This is a genomic window from Bartonella sp. AS69XJJH (assembly GCF_042195585.1).
GTDB lineage: Bacteria > Pseudomonadota > Alphaproteobacteria > Rhizobiales > Rhizobiaceae > Bartonella.
Genome location: NZ_JBHIOO010000010.1, coordinates 1 through 15,722, shown reverse-complemented (window position 1 = coordinate 15,722; position 15,722 = coordinate 1). Strand labels below are relative to the sequence as shown.

Genomic DNA, 15,722 nt, shown 5'->3' with positions numbered 1-15,722 from the left:
TCTTTAAGAATAAACATTCTATCGATTATCAGATTAACACGAAACAAAGGAATAGACTGAAAATAATTATTTTTTCTGTTTGTTTTCTAACAAGCGCTCTCGAAATTTTGTGGCGTATCCCTCTTTTATAACCTGTCGTGCACGCCCAAAAGCCATACTGTTCATAGGAATATTTTCAGTAATAACACTTCCTGAAGCAACATAAGAACCATCCCCTATTACCAATGGGGAAACAAGTGCTGTATTAGACCCAACAAAAGCATGATCACCAATCATGGTTTTATATTTGTTAAATCCATCATAATTGCAAGTAATTGTACCGGCTCCAATATTGGTATGTGCACCAATTTCAGCATCACCAATATAACTTAAATGATTGATTTTAGAAGATTCTCCTATCTTAGCTTGTTTGACTTCACAAAAATTTCCAATCTTTACGGACTTCGCCAACTCTGTTCCAGGACGCAAACGTGCATAGGGACCAATCTGTGCATCTCTACCAACCACAGCACCTTCGAGATAACTAAATGCATGAATAACAGCACCAGATTGTACTTTTACGCTTAACCCAAAATAAACATTTGGTTCTATCACCACCCCTGGTTCAATTTCTGTATCATAAGAAAAATAGAGTGTTTCTGGCTTTAAGAGTGTAACACCCGATAACATTAAATCGCGCGCTTTACGTTTTTGCCACAAAGAATCAGCTTCAGAAAGCTCAAGAGCGTTGTTAATTCCTACAATATCTTCAAAAGGAACTTCAACAACACGCACATCTAATCCTTCACGTGTTGCAAGAGAAGCAATATCTGTTAAGTAATATTCTTTTTTCACATTATTATTACCAACCTGCTCTAAAAGAGAAAGTGCATGTTTTCCACGCATAGCGAGTATTCCGCCGTTACAAAAAGAAATCTTTTTTTCTTCATCGCTAGCGTCTTTTTCTTCTACAATTGCGATCAATTGACCATTTTTTTCAAGAAGACGCCCATAACCTGTTGGATTTTTGGTATGAAAACCTGCAAAAACAACATCTGCTCCATCAGCAAGCTGTGCACGCATCTGGTGCAATGAATCTTGCTGAATGAGAGGCGTATCCCCAAAAACAATGAGAACATCATCCACTTCCTTTTGCAAAGCTGAACGAGCAGACAAAACAGCATGAGCTGTTCCTAAACGCTCTTTTTGTTCAAAAATCATCACATCTTTTACAAATGACTGAACAACGTGCGTAACCTCCTTAGCACCAAATCCCACAACGACTGCTAATTGTGAAGAGCCTGCCAATTCTATTTGTTTTAGAACATGGCATATAAGAGGCAATCCAGCAATTTTATGAAGTACCTTAGGCAGAGACGATTTCATGCGCGTCCCCTCACCTGCGGCAAGAACAATAGAAAGACAACTTCTAACCATAAAAACACATAAGACTAACGAGAAAATCCAAAAAAATTCATAATATCATGCCAACGAATATCTTCAATATAACTCAACGAAGGATAATGTTCTAAAAGCCAAAATGAAAGATCCTGCATAGAGCCTGTTAAAAACAAAATCCCTGTAAGAATAAGAAAAACACCAATAATTTTTTCAACTTTTCCTAAATGAATACGAAAAGCTCCTAAAAATCGCATAAAACTGCTCGAAAATAAAGCTGCCAACATAAAAGGAATAGCAAGACCTAATGCATAAACCGCTAATAGGATAGCTCCCTCTCCCACAGTTTCTTTTGTTCCAGCCAGCGTTATAATAGGACCTAAAATGGGCCCAATACACGGTGTCCAACCAAAGGCAAAAGCTAAACCAATAATATACGCCCCTAAAGGACCAGCAGGTGTTCTTTTGGTCTGAAAACGTGCTTCACGAAATAAAAAAGTGATCTTGAAAATCCCCAAAAAATTTAAACCAAAAATAATAATGACAATTCCAGCAGCAAGGGCAAACCAATCACGATAATAACCGATGAATTTCCCAATTGTGCTCGCACTGGCACCTAAGGCAACAAAAACAGTCGTAAATCCAAGAACAAAAGCAATAACAGAAGACAATAAAGCCCACCGTATAAAGACTTTCTCACCGTGATTTTCTGAACGAAAATCATCAATACCAATACCTGCCATATAGCATAAATAAGGAGGAACCAACGGCAAAACACAGGGCGATAAAAAAGAGAGAGCCCCAGCAAAAAACACACCAACTGTTGAAATTTCAATCAAAACTCATACCCCGTCTCTCATCATAGTTTACCCCCATGAACAACGATCAATCCATATCTTCATCAATTCGTTGCATATTTTGTTCATTCGCCACCACACTTATATCCTCATCACGACCAGAAACGACTGAAAAAACTTTTTGATAGATTTTATCTTTATTTTTAGCAATTGCAATATACTCTCCCTCTGCTAACACGAGTGAAACATAAGCACCAACTGTTTCATAAACGATATCACCAGAATCATTGGCAATAGACCAACTTGTATTTGCAAGCGCTTCCCCTCCTTCTTGTCGTACCAGCTTTAAGACGATCTGAGCAGCCTGATGTTCAAGGGTAACTTCTGTCATTTTACCAGCATCCACTTGAATATCCAAACGAGCCGTCGCATTAATAGAACCATAATGGGAAGCAACATGGTAGCGGCCAGCTTTTAAACGCACAACTGATTGGGGTTTAATATTTGATAAAATCACCCCCGTATCATCATTTTCTTTTTCATCCTCATAAATGGTAAAACGTAATTCCTTTTCATTCATTACACCATTGAGCAATGTTGCATTTAAAATGACACCACCAGCCTCAAGATTAAAGTTTTTTACAAGACTCTGTCCATTTTCTAGGCGAATATGGCGTACAGAACTCATATGACCAAATGAGACATGAACAAGATAACTTCCTGGTTCGAGATTAAAACGTGCACTTCCCCCCTTATAGATTGCCACTAATGGTAATTTATTATCAATCCCTAGAATAGGGGCATAAACCCGCCAGACAAGCCCTTTTTCAATATTCGGCTGACTATTTGTTAACCGAGCATTCAAAATGAGTTGTGTTTGAGATGCTAAATTTTCTTTTTCCTGCTCTTGAGACTTTACAATAAAACTCCTTGATTGTCCCTGCTGCTGATCTTTTCCTTCTCCTTCTTCAGAAAAAGCACAGTGGCTCCAAGTCAATAAAGTAAATACCACGCACAACCATATACATCGGTGCGTTATTTTTATAAGAATACTCATTTTTACATTGTTGACCAACATGATATTTTTTTCAAGAAACAATATCACACAGCCATCATTTTAAATTGAAAAACTTACACCACAACCACATGATGAAACAGCATTGGGATTGTGGATTTGAAAAGACTGCCCCATAAGATCATCAACAAAATCAATCTCAGCTCCTTCCATGAAAGGAAGTGATAGTAAATCAATAAACACAACTGCCCCATCTTTTTTGAGAACGCGGTCATCTTCACACATTTCAGAAACCAAGTCATATTTATAAGAAAAACCTGAACACCCACCACCTTCAACAGAAATACGTAATGCTATTTTATCGGGTTCACGCAAAAGTATCTGTGCAATTTTTTTGGCAGCAGCATCTGAAATTTTCACATTCATTTTATATATCCTTGCATTAAACCATCAAGAAAGAGTATCCCATACTCAAAGAGAAGTTTATTTTTCATAAACCACTCTTAATTTTAAGATGATAATGGGCAGCTTGCAATGGATATAGGCAATATCAACTTCAATTACCAATCTCGAGCAGTGTACAGTGCTCATCCGCAAACAAGCCGTGGTCGATTATTCTATGAAACGATGAGCACCACACGCTCGCCTTTTCAACGAGATAGAGATCGTATTATCCATTCTAATGCATTTCGACGTCTTAAACATAAAACGCAAGTATTTATTGCTGACGAAAGCGACCATTATCGTACTCGCCTAACCCATTCCATAGAGGTTTCTCAAATTGCAAGAACATTAGCCCGTGCCCTGTGTCTTGATGAAGACCTTGCCGAAGCCATTGCCCTTGTTCACGACTTTGGACATACGCCCTTTGGCCATGCTGGAGAAGATGCTCTTAATGAAGCCATGGTACATTATGGCGGCTTTGATCATAATGCACAAGCATTACGCATTGTCACAAAACTAGAACAGCGCTATGCAAACTTTGATGGACTTAATCTTACATGGGAAACCCTTGAAGGACTTGTAAAGCATAATGGTCCCCTTTTAGGTCCCAACGCGAAGGATAAGGAGATTCCTATTGATATTTTACAATACAATGCAAAGCAAGACCTTGCACTCGATTGTTTTGCAGGACTAGAAGCGCAATGTGCTGCTATTGCAGATGATATCGCATACAATGCGCATGATATTGATGATGGTCTACGTTCGCAATTTTTAACACTCGATCAATTTGAACATGTTTCACTAACAGCAGCAATATTAAAAGATATAACAGATGAGCATCCCCACCTCGACCAAGCGCGTCGCGGTTACACACTTGTACGAAGACAAATAACAACCATGGTTGAAGATGTTATCAAACAATCACAAGAAAATTTAGCACGCATCAAACCAACAAGCATAAACGATATTCACCAAGCAAAACAAACTATTGTCACCTTTTCACCAACAATGACCGTTTATGAAAAAGAACTAAAAAACTTTTTATTTAAAAATCTTTACTACCATGAACAAGTTCTTAGTCGTCGCAATGCAGCAAAATGCATTGTACAAAAATTATTCAATTGTTATTATGAAAATCCAAATACAATGCCTGAAAGTTGGCAGAGCAAAACAGTGCACTTAAAAAATCAAGAGTTAGCACGTTTGATTGCTGATTTTCTTTCAGGCATGACGGATCACTACGCTCTACGTGAATATCACCGTTTATTTGACCATACAGATCATTTCGTTTAATGGCTTTTGGCATCATCATGGAAGCTAAATATGAATATCTTTAAAAACTTCGAAAAAAAAATTAAGAGATCAATTGAATTATCTGATATAAAAGGGAAAAATGGAGAAGATCTAGATTTATCAAAAATCACTGTTGATCCTCCGCGTGATTCCTCCCATGGTCATTTATCAACCAATGCTGCTATGGTGCTTGCAAAATCTATTGGAATCAATCCACGTGCACTTGCAGATAAAATCATAGAACTTCTTAAAAATGATACCTCTATCGAAAATATAGATGTTGCCGGTCCTGGTTTTATAAACATAAAGCTTACAAAATTATTTTGGCAAGATGCTATAAAATCCATGCTTGAATTAGGCACTTCTTATGGTCGTATCCCAATGGGACAAGGAAAACGCATCAATGTTGAATATGTCTCAGCAAATCCGACAGGACCAATGCATGTAGGACACTGCCGCGGAGCGGTTGTTGGGGATGTTCTCTCCAATTTGCTGCAATTTACGGGCTATAACATTACGAAAGAATATTATATCAATGATGCTGGTCAACAAATAGAAGTCCTCGCCCACTCTGTCCTATTGCGCTATCGTGAGGCTCTTGGGCAAGAAATTAATGAAATTCCAGAAGGACTCTATCCTGGAGAATACTTGATACCATTGGGTCAATCGCTTGCTCAAGAGTTTGGTGACCAACTCCTCACGATGGATAAAGACGAAGCCTTATCTCTTGTGAAAGAACGTGCAATTCATGCAATGATGTCCATGATTCGCGAAGATTTGGCTGCTCTTAATATTTATCATGATATCTTTTTCTCTGAGCGAATGCTTTATGCAGATAATGCACGCGCCATTCGTAACACCATCAACGATCTCACTTTAAATGGTTATATCTACAAAGGAAAACTCCCCCCTCCCAAGGGACAAAATACAGAAGACTGGGAACCAAGCGAACAAACTTTGTTCCGTTCAACAAATGTCGGTGATGACCAAGACCGTGTGTTAGTCAAATCTGACGGCTCTTATACTTACTTTGCTGCTGATGTTGCTTATTTTCGGGATAAATTTAATCGTCATTTTGATGAAATGATTTATATTCTAGGCGCAGACCATGCTGGCTATGTAAAGCGGCTAGAGGCAATGGCAAAAGCAGTTTCTGGGGATAAAGCTAAATTAAGTGTCTTCTTATGTCAATTGGTAAAACTTTTTCGCAACGGTCATCCTGTACGCATGTCAAAAAGAGCAGGATCTTTTGTTACTCTACGGGATGTTGTCGAAGAGGTTGGGCGTGATCCTGTGCGTTTTATGATGCTATACCGTAAGTGTGAAGCACCTCTTGATTTTGATTTTGCAAAAGTAACAGAACAATCAAAAGATAACCCCATCTTTTACGTACAATATGCAAGTGCACGTTGTCACTCAGTCTTTCGTCAAGCACAAGAAGCGCTTCATATTAAAAGCTTTTCAAATGATACATTAATCGCCCATCTTCATCGATTAACAGATGACCATGAAATATTGTTAATACGCAAACTTTCTGAATATCCACGGATCATTGAACAATCCGTCATTCATAAGGAACCGCATCGATTAGCGTTTTATCTTTATGACCTTGCCTCCAGCTTTCACACCCATTGGAATAAAGGGAGTGAAAGTCTCAATTTACGCTTTATTCAACCTGATGATAAAGAGTTATCCTTTGCAAGATTGGGGTTGATACAAGCTGTTATCAATATTTTATCATCAGGACTTACCATCATAGGAGTCGAGGCACCAATAGAAATGCGTTGAAAAAGTTCTATAAATACATACAATAGATACTCTATTGATAAACTTTTTCATGTATCCTTGCATGAGAGGGGGAAAATTTATAATTTTAATATAACAAATCAAAATCAACCATTGATTGCACCCAGATGCAAATCACCATGTGAGAAAAGCTATGAGCGATAACGATCGCAAAAATCTACACGAAACAAAACACGATCATGAACACCATGATCCTTTGGAAAGACTTACGCGCATTTTTAATCCGCATAAACAAAGCGGAAACCAAAATGAGCAATCTTCTTTACAGACAGATCGATCAACATCTCACCCCGAAACATCATCCCATGATGATAATTTTGATTTGTCCTTTCTAGAAGAGGAACTTGAAAATAATTTAGCACATGACTTACCGTTCGATGATCAAAAAAAACAATGGGACTTGCATGCAACCAGCAACGCAACAGCCTCAGATATTGCACAAACTGCTTCTTTCAACCATTCAAAACGAAATAATTTATCTGAAGAGAAATATTATTCACCTAGCAGTCATGATGAAGAACAAATTTTAGATGCGCTTTCTCCATTACCAATCCCAAAGAATCAATCCCCTCAACAGAACACAACAGCAAGCAGTACTGATCCTTTTCTTGAAAAAAGTAATCTTATGTCACAATCAGGAACAGAAAATTTCTTTTTTGATAAATCTGAAAGACACGAAAATAAGAAAGAGATTCCAGAATCTATTGAACAAACCTATCGTTTTTCACAAACAAATTCACAACAGCCTGAGACTACGAATATACAAAAAACTTATGATGACAATCAAAACCTCTATGAGACTCCCATAAACCATCCCTATAAAATTTCAGCTGATCAAGAAAATTGGATTAAAAAAGATTATCCTGATGCCTCCTCTTCTACAGAGAAAGATGAGTTTTTCTCATCTTCTAATCTTGTGTTAGAAAGACAAAACACTGCAAGAAATCAAACAACAAGTGCCTTCTCTTCACCTTTGGATTCTTCACCAGTTGATAGACACTCTTATTTAAAGGGGGATTCACAAGAAGATCATACAACCAATTATCCCCATTCTTTTGAAGAAAGCCCTTCACAGCAAGAAACTTATAGCGAAAAAGTTCCAATATATAATGAGGCTCAAGCCCATTATATCAATAACACCGAAGATACCTCTAACCAAAATAGAGAAATTTCATATAATGAAACCAATTTAGATGAGTTTCTTTCCTCGTCACCCTCTTTGAATACAAAACAAACGGATGGCTTTTTTTCCCACAACTATACGCACAGAGATACTCCCCCTCCCAATGTTGATACTTATAAATTTTCAGAGGAAATCGTAGAAAAAACTGGCCCTATTATGGTTCCAGAAGTCCCGTATGAAGCGCCAGAATATGATGTGCCAACTAGTAGTGGTTTAGAAGAAGAATTTGCTGATGTACTCAATGTAGGAAATGTCCCAACGGATAATTTGTCTCAAAACCAACAGAAAAATGAGATTTTTAGTGAAGTTTTTCATCAATCTATGCAAAATTCAAAAGAAGGTGTTTACATAAACTCTAAAGAACAAAATTCCGACTATTTGTCTTCTGCCAATACGGAATATGATTTTCCCCCTTTTAGCGAGAATTCATCATACACAAGCGCAGATGAAGTTTCCACGCATCCACCAGCTCCTCCTCCCTTAAAAAGTTTTATTTTCGGTAAAACTTTCATTAGAGGTATTTTTATACTTATTTTAATAGGAATTGGGTTTGCTGGTTATTCTCACTTTTTTATGCCATCACAAAAAAATGAAGAAACGGTCATTATCCACGCTGATAATAGGCCTTTTAAATTCAAACCAGAAACAACTGAACCGAAAAAGGATGTTGCACATAATTTAGATATCTATAAACAAACAACTGAACAAAATGAGAAACAAGAAAATACACAACAATTTCTTATTGATAACTCTGAACAACCTGAAAATTTAAAAGAATTAAATCCTGGAGAATCTTCAAACATTTCCTCATCTTCTTTAAATGAATCTGATGTTGAAGATGCAGTCACAGAAGCCATAAACCATACTATTCCCACGCAAGAAGTACAAACTGTTATTGTAAATCAAGATGGTACAGTTACACTAGCCCCTGCGCATCAAACAAAGAGCAAAACTGCTGCTCAATCTGAAGAAAGCACTGATCAAGATTCTAATGAACTTCAAGATTCGCTCCTTGTTTCGTCGCATGATTCTGATATAAACGACCAAGAAAGAGATCATGATCTCAAAAATAATATTGATAAAATAATCGCAGAAAATACTTCTAGCTCAAATATTGAAGAAAAATTTATCCCTATTCCTTCTCATGCAGAAAGAAATACACAAGTTGAAACACCAGCCGCGTCTCGCTCCACATCACCAAACAGAGTCGTAGCACAAAATTCAGAAAGTTATTACGTACAACTTGCATCTCAGCCAACGCATGAGCTAGCTAGAAATTCTTTAAAAAATATGAAATCTAAATTTGGGTTCCTTATCGGTGCCCGTTCTTTAAATATTCAACCCGCTTTTATACCAGGAAAAGGTACTTATTACCGTGTTCGGATTCAAACGCAAGACCGTAATGAAGCCATAATCCTTTGTGAATCCATTAAAAGCTCTGGTGGAAGCTGCTTCATCACACGCTAAACCAATCATGCAACGGTTTTAACAACCGTTGCATGATTTATTTCCATACCGTTTAATTACTTATCAAAAACTTCAGAAGTTAAAATCGTCCAATCTTTTTTATGTCTTTGTGCTAACTTTACTTTATTCTTTAATCTACGTCGATTTTCATTCTATCTAAAAGATTATATTTATGAAAAAATCACTCCGTACCCTTATACGTATAAGGTACAGAAGGAAGCGAATTTAAATCTTTTTTGGGCGTTGTTACGCTTTGGCTTGTCTCTGGAGTATTATAACGCGAACTATGTTCAGGAGATTTTGCAAAAAAAGATCCTAAAAAACCAAAAATAAACCAAATAATAACGACAGCAAGAAGAATAGCAAAAATACCCTTAGCGATTGAAACACGTTGTTCACGCTCTCTTCTTTCTGCGGCCATACGTTCTTCATATGTGTGATAATTTTTATCAATCATAGTGGATTCCTTTTCTCAATTCCCTTACCTTTTAATTTCTAGAAAATATGCATATATGAAATTATTCAGATACTTATTTTGAGAAAACGATAATTATAGACAAAAGTTCCAGCTTACTTCATAAAGTTGAGAAAAAGAGGCGAGAATAGAATTAAAATATCTACCTTACCATAGAGCCTTTGAATTCTATAATAAGCCCCTTTGTGTTCTATAATAAAACTTTGTGTGCTATAAGAAAACATTGACACAACGGTTTTGTTAATAATAGAGTTGTGATTAAAATATCTCATTATTTTTATTAATAAAAATAAAACATACTCAAAAGGTTTTTTTATGAAATCTCCCATATCATCGCTTCCCTTTAAAATAGAAAAACACCCATCTCCTCTATCAGAAGGAAAATGTGAAGAAATTTTGAAAAGTCCCGGTTTTGGTCAATTTTTTACAGACCACATGTGTACTATTCAATGGACTGAAGACAAAGGCTGGCACAATGCCATCATTTCTCAATACAAAGCTTTAGAAATTAACCCTGCAAGTACCGTTTTACATTACGGACAGGAAATTTTTGAGGGTTTAAAAGCATATCGTTCAAAAGATGGGCGCATCTTGCTCTTCCGTCCTGATGCCAATGCACAACGCTTTATAGAATCAGCTAAACGTTTAGCTATGCCAGAATTGCCAAAAGATATTTTTCTGGCTGCCGTTCATCAATTAGTAAAAATTGATCAAAAATGGGTTTCTGATCATCCCAACGCTAGCCTTTATATCCGTCCATTTATGTTTGGCAATGAAAACTTTTTGGGGGTCCGCCCTTCTAAAGAATATCTTTTTTGTATCATAGCCTCTCCAGTTGAATCCTATTTCAAAGGAGAAGAAAAATCTGTCAGCGTCTGGATTGAAACAGATTATAGCCGTGCTGGTCCAGGAGGCACAGGCGCTGCCAAATGTGGTGGAAACTATGCAGCAAGCTTACTGGCACAAAAAACGGCAACTGAAAACAATTGTAGCCAAGTACTCTTCCTTGATATGATTGAACATAAATGGATTGAAGAACTTGGTGGTATGAATGTCTGCTTTATTATGGACAATAATACACTTGTAACCCCCCCACTTAATGGAACTATCCTTCCAGGGATAACCCGTGATTCAATCTTAAGGTTAGCTCAACAAATAGGATTAAAGATAGAACAGCGTCCTTATTCTTTTGCAGTGCTTCAAGAAGATGCAAAGAGTGGACACCTTAAAGAAGTCTTTGCTTGTGGTACAGCTGCCGTTGTCACATCAATTGGTCGTTTTAGATATAAAGAGGGAGAATTTATTATTGGAAATGGAACAGTTGGAGAAGTTACAAAGCAGCTTCGTACACAATTGGTTGGCCTTCAAAAAGGGAACATAGAAGATAAAAATGGCTGGGTGCATTCTATCCAGCTCTCATAATAATAAGGTATTCTCATATCTATAAACGCTTCCATGTATCTATTTTCATGGGAGCGTTTTTCCTAAAAAACTCCCTCTATTTTTAGGGACGAAAAAAGAAAACATTAATCAAATTTTGAATGATCTCGATGCTGTGCTTTAATATTACGGACTGTACCCGTATGGGAGCGCATTACGAGAGTTTCCGTTTGAATGTAACGAGATGTAAATTTAACACCAGAAAGCATATTACCATCTGTCACCCCTGTTGCTGCAAACAAAACATCACCCTTTGCCATTTCTTCCATTGTATAAGCCTTATTGGGATCACTAATCCCCATTTTAGCTGCACGAGCAATTTTCTCTTCTGTATCAAGCAGCAAACGACCTTGCATCTGTCCTCCAATGCAGCGCAAAGCAGCAGAAGCTAAAACACCTTCAGGTGCTCCACCAATTCCCATATAGATATCAATACCTGTTTCTTCTGGATCAGTTGTATCAATAACAGCAGCAACATCTCCATCCCCAATCAAGCGAATCGATGCCCCTGTCGCTCGTACTTCATTAACCAATTTTTCATGACGAGGTCTATCCATAATACAAACAACAATCTGATTAACAGCCACTCCTTTAGCCTTTGCAAGAGCATGGATATTATCGGTAGGACAAGCATCTATATCTACTACTCCCTTTGGATAACCAGGACCAATAGCAATTTTTTCCATATAAACATCAGGGGCATAAAGGAGATTACCCTTTCCAGCAATTGCAACTACTGCCAAAGAATTGGCAATATTTTTAGCACAAAGTGTTGTTCCCTCTAGTGGATCAAGTGCAATATCAATCGCCAATCCACTTTGAAGACCTACTTTTTCCCCAATATAAAGCATAGGCGCTTCATCCCGCTCACCTTCACCAATCACCACTGTACCATCAATAGGCAATTGATTAAGTTCCTGCCGCATTGCATCTACAGCAGCCTGATCCGCTGCCTTTTCATCGCCACGTCCGCGCCAGCGTGCAGCAGCAACAGCAGCACGTTCAGTAACACGTACCAATTCAAGCGTCAAAATACGATCAAGTCCATTTAAAATCTTCTGAGTTGTGGGCATATGAAAAAATCCTACCGAATGAATACCAGAAAAAATATGAGTCCTTATTAAATACTAAGAATAAAGTTTTTGGCAAAGATGAAAATTTTCCACAAGAGACAAAAGAACTCAAGCTTGCCTTTTTGTCATTATTAAGAAAGTTATCAATTCTCTGCCATAGGCTCAATACGAATAAATTGAGATTTTGCAACAAGATGTCCATCTTTTTCAATTTCTGCAAGTGCCTGTCGTACATTCACCTCTGTTGTTTCATGCGTAATTAAAATAATTGTTTTTTCAATTTGATCTTCTACAAAAGATCTTTGAACAATCGACTCCAATGAGATGTGATTATCAGCCATATGCCTTGCGACCGCAGCAAAAACACCAGTACGATCATGAACATTTAAACGAATAAAATACCCCCCTGCATGATGCGAAATACGTGCTTTTTTATGAGGAGCAAGTTCTAATGCTGGACGTCTTAAAACAGGTGCATACTGAAAACCAGAACGCGCTTTTGCTATATCAGCCAAATCACCAATAACGGCTGATGCTGTTGCCATTCCTCCGGCGCCAGGACCAGAAAACAGTAATTCACCTAATAAATCACTTTGAATAGAAAGAGCATTGGTTACGCCATTTATCTGTGCAATCATTGAGGATGTTGGTACCATTGTTGGATGAACGCGTTGCTCTATTCCAGAATCCGTTTTTAATGCAACCCCTAAAAGCTTAATCCGATACCCCAATTCATCAGCTGCTCGAATATCAATTTGCGAAATATTATGAATTCCTTCAACATAAACATCATCTAACGAAACAGCTGTTCCAAATGCCAAACTTGTCAACAAAGCTAATTTATGAGCAGTATCATTTCCCTCAATATCAAAACTTGGATCTGCTTCAGCATACCCAAGTCTCTGTGCATCTGCTAAACAATCTTTAAATGAAAGACCTTCCGTAAACATGCGAGTTAATATATAATTACAGGTTCCATTGAGAATACCATAAATTCGCGATATGCGATTACTAACAAGTGATTCTCTCATCGCTTTGATGACAGGAATTCCTCCTGCAACAGCTGCTTCAAAATGAAGAAAAACCCCTTTTTTTTCTGCAATTATAGCCAGCTCTACTCCATGTCGAGCAAGAAGAGCTTTGTTGGCTGTTACAACATGATGTCCCGTCTCAAGCGCTCTCTTAACAGCGGTATACACCACATCCAATTCACCACCAATTAACTCTACAAAAACATCAATCTCATCAGAAGCAGCTAACTCCACAGGTGAATCAAACCATTTTATATCACTGAGATCAATTCCACGATTACGGCTTTTATCCCGCGCACTAACAGCAACGACTTTGATGAATCGCCCACATTGACAAGCTAAACTATTTGCTTTTTCACATAGAGTTCGAACAACTGAAGTACCAACCGTACCAAGTCCCGCAACACCAACTTTTAAAGCTTCTGCCATTATTAACCACTGATCCCTATCTTCATTGAAAAATCGTTTAAATGATGTGCCAATCAACACAAAGAATACTTACATCCATAAAAACAAAAGAAACATCCCGCTCCATTCAGTTCATTTTCTCCAATAGAATTATCCCCGCTTGTTCAATCAACATTCCTAAAATATAATATTTATTGTCTTCAAAGATTTCAGAATCTTTATAAAAGATCTAATTCAGAATGAAAATCTGTAAAACTGATAAATGCAGGTTGCCATAAAGAAAAGTTCTAAACAATAATCAATAACAAATTAAAGAATATTGAAAACTTGGTAAAAAGAATAAAAACATCTCTTCTAAATCAACAAGTATTGGACAAAAAACATTCTTTCATATGATAAATTAAGAGAATGGATAAAACAAAGTAGAGCAGTAGATAATAACACATTCCTTCCTACCATTCCATAGCTTGAACTATAAATCTTTAACGCAAAAATCTTAACGCACTCATATATCAAAATAGAACCTTACATTAAAGTAAAAACAATACTTAATATATGTACATCATAATTCTGAAATATTATAAATATGGAGAATAAATTTACAAAATTAGAATATTTTACCTTAACTTATTGCCATCCCTTTGAAAAACTAACGAATTGAAATGTCAAGAATCTAAAGCAGCCCTTTATCCACGCTAATTCACTTTCAAATCAAGAACCTTCTCAATATGTGAAAGAACAAATGACGCGCTTTTAATTTTAAATTTCTTACAGATATGTAAAAGTAAAGATAAGAAAAATACTTTTTAATATATTCTGTAAAATTGCTTTAATATTTTTATTTTTATCATAAATAATATTTTTATATTTTGTTAAACTGAAAGAAATATATGGATTATGCCTATAAAAAAATTATATGATTGGTATTATTTATTAATTTTGTAATAAATATTTGCTTTCTACTTCACAAATTATACAGTTTTTGCTTTATAATAAGATCAAATAAGGAATATTCTGTATAAAATTTCTTTCAAACAAGTTAAATAATATTCTTATGTGGTAAGCAGAGATAACAAACGATAAAATATGCAAAAAATAAATACATTTAAAAGCCGTTTTGATCATTTTTGCCTACTACTCAAACTGAAAAGAAACAATCCAAATAGGAATCGTCCAAAAATTATTCAATAAAACACACTTTTTTCAAAAAAAATGACACAGAGGGCTTGCGAAGTAACAAGATCCTCTCTATAAGCCTCATCATTGGTTTGCGCCCATCGTCTAGCGGTTAGGACATCGCCCTTTCACGGCGGAAACAGGGGTTCGATTCCCCTTGGGCGTACCATGTTTCTTTTTACTGTACACAATCTATTGATTTTATATATCTTTTTTAAAGTACGGGATACGTGGATAAAAGTTAGGGAATAGGATTTTCTAACATTTCTCTATAAAGCACGCTTCGCACAATGTTTCTAATGTTTCTTTGAAGTCTGCTAACGCTTCTTGATGTAAGCCATCTAAAAGTCTCATAAACGCAACAACAGTTTCACGTTGCAACGGAGTAGAAGGCTTTATTATGATGCTTTTTCGACAAGAATAGGCTTCTTTTTTTAAGAGAGAAGCCATAGCTTTATCTAAACCATAAAGCTCTATAATCTTTTCCTCCAGTCCTACAGGAACAGACTTTTTGCCAATTTCTACAGATGATAAAAATGCTACAGATATATCTAATTTTTTAGCCATATCTAAAAGGCGTTCGGAGTGATCAATGCGAAGTTTCCGTAAAATTTTACCAAAGGGTGTAACCATATAAAAAGTCCTATTAGAGAAGAAATATTTCTTCTGATTCTAACAAATCTTTTTATGATTTTCCTCAATTATTGCGAATCAAGAGTTCTTTTCGGGGTATTTTT

Annotated in this window: 12 protein-coding genes and 1 tRNA gene; 5 read left to right on the top strand and 8 right to left on the bottom strand. The window is 36.5% G+C overall.

Annotated elements, in window-relative coordinates:
• Positions 1-66 precede the first annotated feature (66 nt).
• Genes glmU through ACFIK6_RS06065 form a run of 4 tightly spaced genes read right to left on the bottom strand, consistent with a single transcriptional unit; the run spans position 67 to position 3,615 of the window.
• Positions 67-1,416 (bottom strand): bifunctional UDP-N-acetylglucosamine diphosphorylase/glucosamine-1-phosphate N-acetyltransferase GlmU, encoded by a 1,350-nt coding sequence (gene glmU, locus ACFIK6_RS06080; RefSeq protein WP_375642431.1) that lies wholly within the window; start codon positions 1,414-1,416, stop codon positions 67-69.
• A gap of 14 nt (positions 1,417-1,430) precedes the next feature.
• A complete protein-coding gene (locus ACFIK6_RS06075) occupies positions 1,431-2,216 on the bottom strand; it encodes a cytochrome c biogenesis CcdA family protein (protein ID WP_375642432.1) in 786 nt (261 codons plus the stop codon).
• Between the two features lie 46 nt (positions 2,217-2,262).
• Positions 2,263-3,252, bottom strand: a complete 990-nt coding sequence (locus ACFIK6_RS06070) for a carboxypeptidase regulatory-like domain-containing protein (protein ID WP_375642442.1) — start codon at positions 3,250-3,252, stop codon at positions 2,263-2,265.
• 39 nt (positions 3,253-3,291) lie between these two features.
• Positions 3,292-3,615, bottom strand: coding sequence for a HesB/IscA family protein (locus ACFIK6_RS06065; RefSeq protein ID WP_375642433.1), 324 nt, complete (start codon positions 3,613-3,615; stop codon positions 3,292-3,294).
• 108 nt (positions 3,616-3,723) lie between these two features.
• Here ACFIK6_RS06065 and ACFIK6_RS06060 point away from each other — a divergent pair, with 108 nt between their 5' ends.
• The 3 genes from ACFIK6_RS06060 to ACFIK6_RS06050 all read left to right on the top strand — a co-directional run bounded on the left by ACFIK6_RS06060 (position 3,724) and on the right by ACFIK6_RS06050 (position 9,382).
• Complete coding sequence (locus ACFIK6_RS06060; protein ID WP_375642434.1) at positions 3,724-4,926, top strand: deoxyguanosinetriphosphate triphosphohydrolase; 1,203 nt, start codon at positions 3,724-3,726, stop codon at positions 4,924-4,926.
• A gap of 30 nt (positions 4,927-4,956) precedes the next feature.
• Positions 4,957-6,714, top strand: a complete 1,758-nt coding sequence (gene argS / locus ACFIK6_RS06055) for an arginine--tRNA ligase (RefSeq protein ID WP_375642435.1) — start codon at positions 4,957-4,959, stop codon at positions 6,712-6,714.
• 151 nt (positions 6,715-6,865) lie between these two features.
• Positions 6,866-9,382, top strand: coding sequence for an SPOR domain-containing protein (locus tag ACFIK6_RS06050; RefSeq protein WP_375642436.1), 2,517 nt, complete (start codon positions 6,866-6,868; stop codon positions 9,380-9,382).
• A 181-nt stretch (positions 9,383-9,563) separates the two neighbouring features.
• Here ACFIK6_RS06050 and ACFIK6_RS06045 read toward each other — a convergent pair whose 3' ends face one another.
• The gene (locus ACFIK6_RS06045) at positions 9,564-9,839 is read right to left on the bottom strand and encodes a hypothetical protein (protein ID WP_273722765.1); all 276 of its coding nucleotides are present in this window, start codon (positions 9,837-9,839) and stop codon (positions 9,564-9,566) included.
• 333 nt (positions 9,840-10,172) lie between these two features.
• Between ACFIK6_RS06045 and ACFIK6_RS06040 the strand changes: the two genes are divergently transcribed.
• On the top strand, positions 10,173-11,279 hold the full coding sequence (locus ACFIK6_RS06040) for a branched-chain amino acid aminotransferase (RefSeq protein ID WP_375677467.1): 1,107 nt from the start codon (positions 10,173-10,175) through the stop codon (positions 11,277-11,279).
• Positions 11,280-11,383: 104 nt separating this feature from the next.
• Here the strand turns inward: ACFIK6_RS06040 and glpX are convergent, their stop codons facing one another.
• Positions 11,384-12,370, bottom strand: coding sequence for a class II fructose-bisphosphatase (gene glpX, locus ACFIK6_RS06035; RefSeq protein WP_375642439.1), 987 nt, complete (start codon positions 12,368-12,370; stop codon positions 11,384-11,386).
• 143 nt (positions 12,371-12,513) lie between these two features.
• On the bottom strand, positions 12,514-13,830 hold the full coding sequence (locus tag ACFIK6_RS06030; RefSeq protein ID WP_375642440.1) for a homoserine dehydrogenase: 1,317 nt from the start codon (positions 13,828-13,830) through the stop codon (positions 12,514-12,516).
• A gap of 1,249 nt (positions 13,831-15,079) precedes the next feature.
• Here ACFIK6_RS06030 and ACFIK6_RS06025 point away from each other — a divergent pair.
• Positions 15,080-15,154: transfer RNA gene (locus ACFIK6_RS06025), tRNA-Glu, on the top strand.
• Between the two features lie 89 nt (positions 15,155-15,243).
• Here the strand turns inward: ACFIK6_RS06025 and ACFIK6_RS06020 are convergent.
• Positions 15,244-15,618 (bottom strand): helix-turn-helix domain-containing protein, encoded by a 375-nt coding sequence (locus ACFIK6_RS06020; RefSeq protein ID WP_375677466.1) that lies wholly within the window; start codon positions 15,616-15,618, stop codon positions 15,244-15,246.
• Positions 15,619-15,722 lie beyond the last annotated feature (104 nt).

Coding starts and splice junctions, on each gene's coding strand:
- ACFIK6_RS06065 (WP_375642433.1), bottom strand. CDS start 3,615: ATGAATGTGAAAATTTCAGATGCTGCTGCCAAAAAAATTGCACAGATA.
- ACFIK6_RS06040 (WP_375677467.1), top strand. CDS start 10,173: ATGAAATCTCCCATATCATCGCTTCCCTTTAAAATAGAAAAACACCCA.
- ACFIK6_RS06070 (WP_375642442.1), bottom strand. CDS start 3,252: ATGTTGGTCAACAATGTAAAAATGAGTATTCTTATAAAAATAACGCAC.
- glmU (WP_375642431.1), bottom strand. CDS start 1,416: ATGGTTAGAAGTTGTCTTTCTATTGTTCTTGCCGCAGGTGAGGGGACG.
- ACFIK6_RS06050 (WP_375642436.1), top strand. CDS start 6,866: ATGAGCGATAACGATCGCAAAAATCTACACGAAACAAAACACGATCAT.
- ACFIK6_RS06030 (WP_375642440.1), bottom strand. CDS start 13,830: ATGGCAGAAGCTTTAAAAGTTGGTGTTGCGGGACTTGGTACGGTTGGT.
- ACFIK6_RS06060 (WP_375642434.1), top strand. CDS start 3,724: ATGGATATAGGCAATATCAACTTCAATTACCAATCTCGAGCAGTGTAC.
- ACFIK6_RS06045 (WP_273722765.1), bottom strand. CDS start 9,839: ATGATTGATAAAAATTATCACACATATGAAGAACGTATGGCCGCAGAA.
- glpX (WP_375642439.1), bottom strand. CDS start 12,370: ATGCCCACAACTCAGAAGATTTTAAATGGACTTGATCGTATTTTGACG.
- argS (WP_375642435.1), top strand. CDS start 4,957: ATGAATATCTTTAAAAACTTCGAAAAAAAAATTAAGAGATCAATTGAA.
- ACFIK6_RS06020 (WP_375677466.1), bottom strand. CDS start 15,618: ATGGTTACACCCTTTGGTAAAATTTTACGGAAACTTCGCATTGATCAC.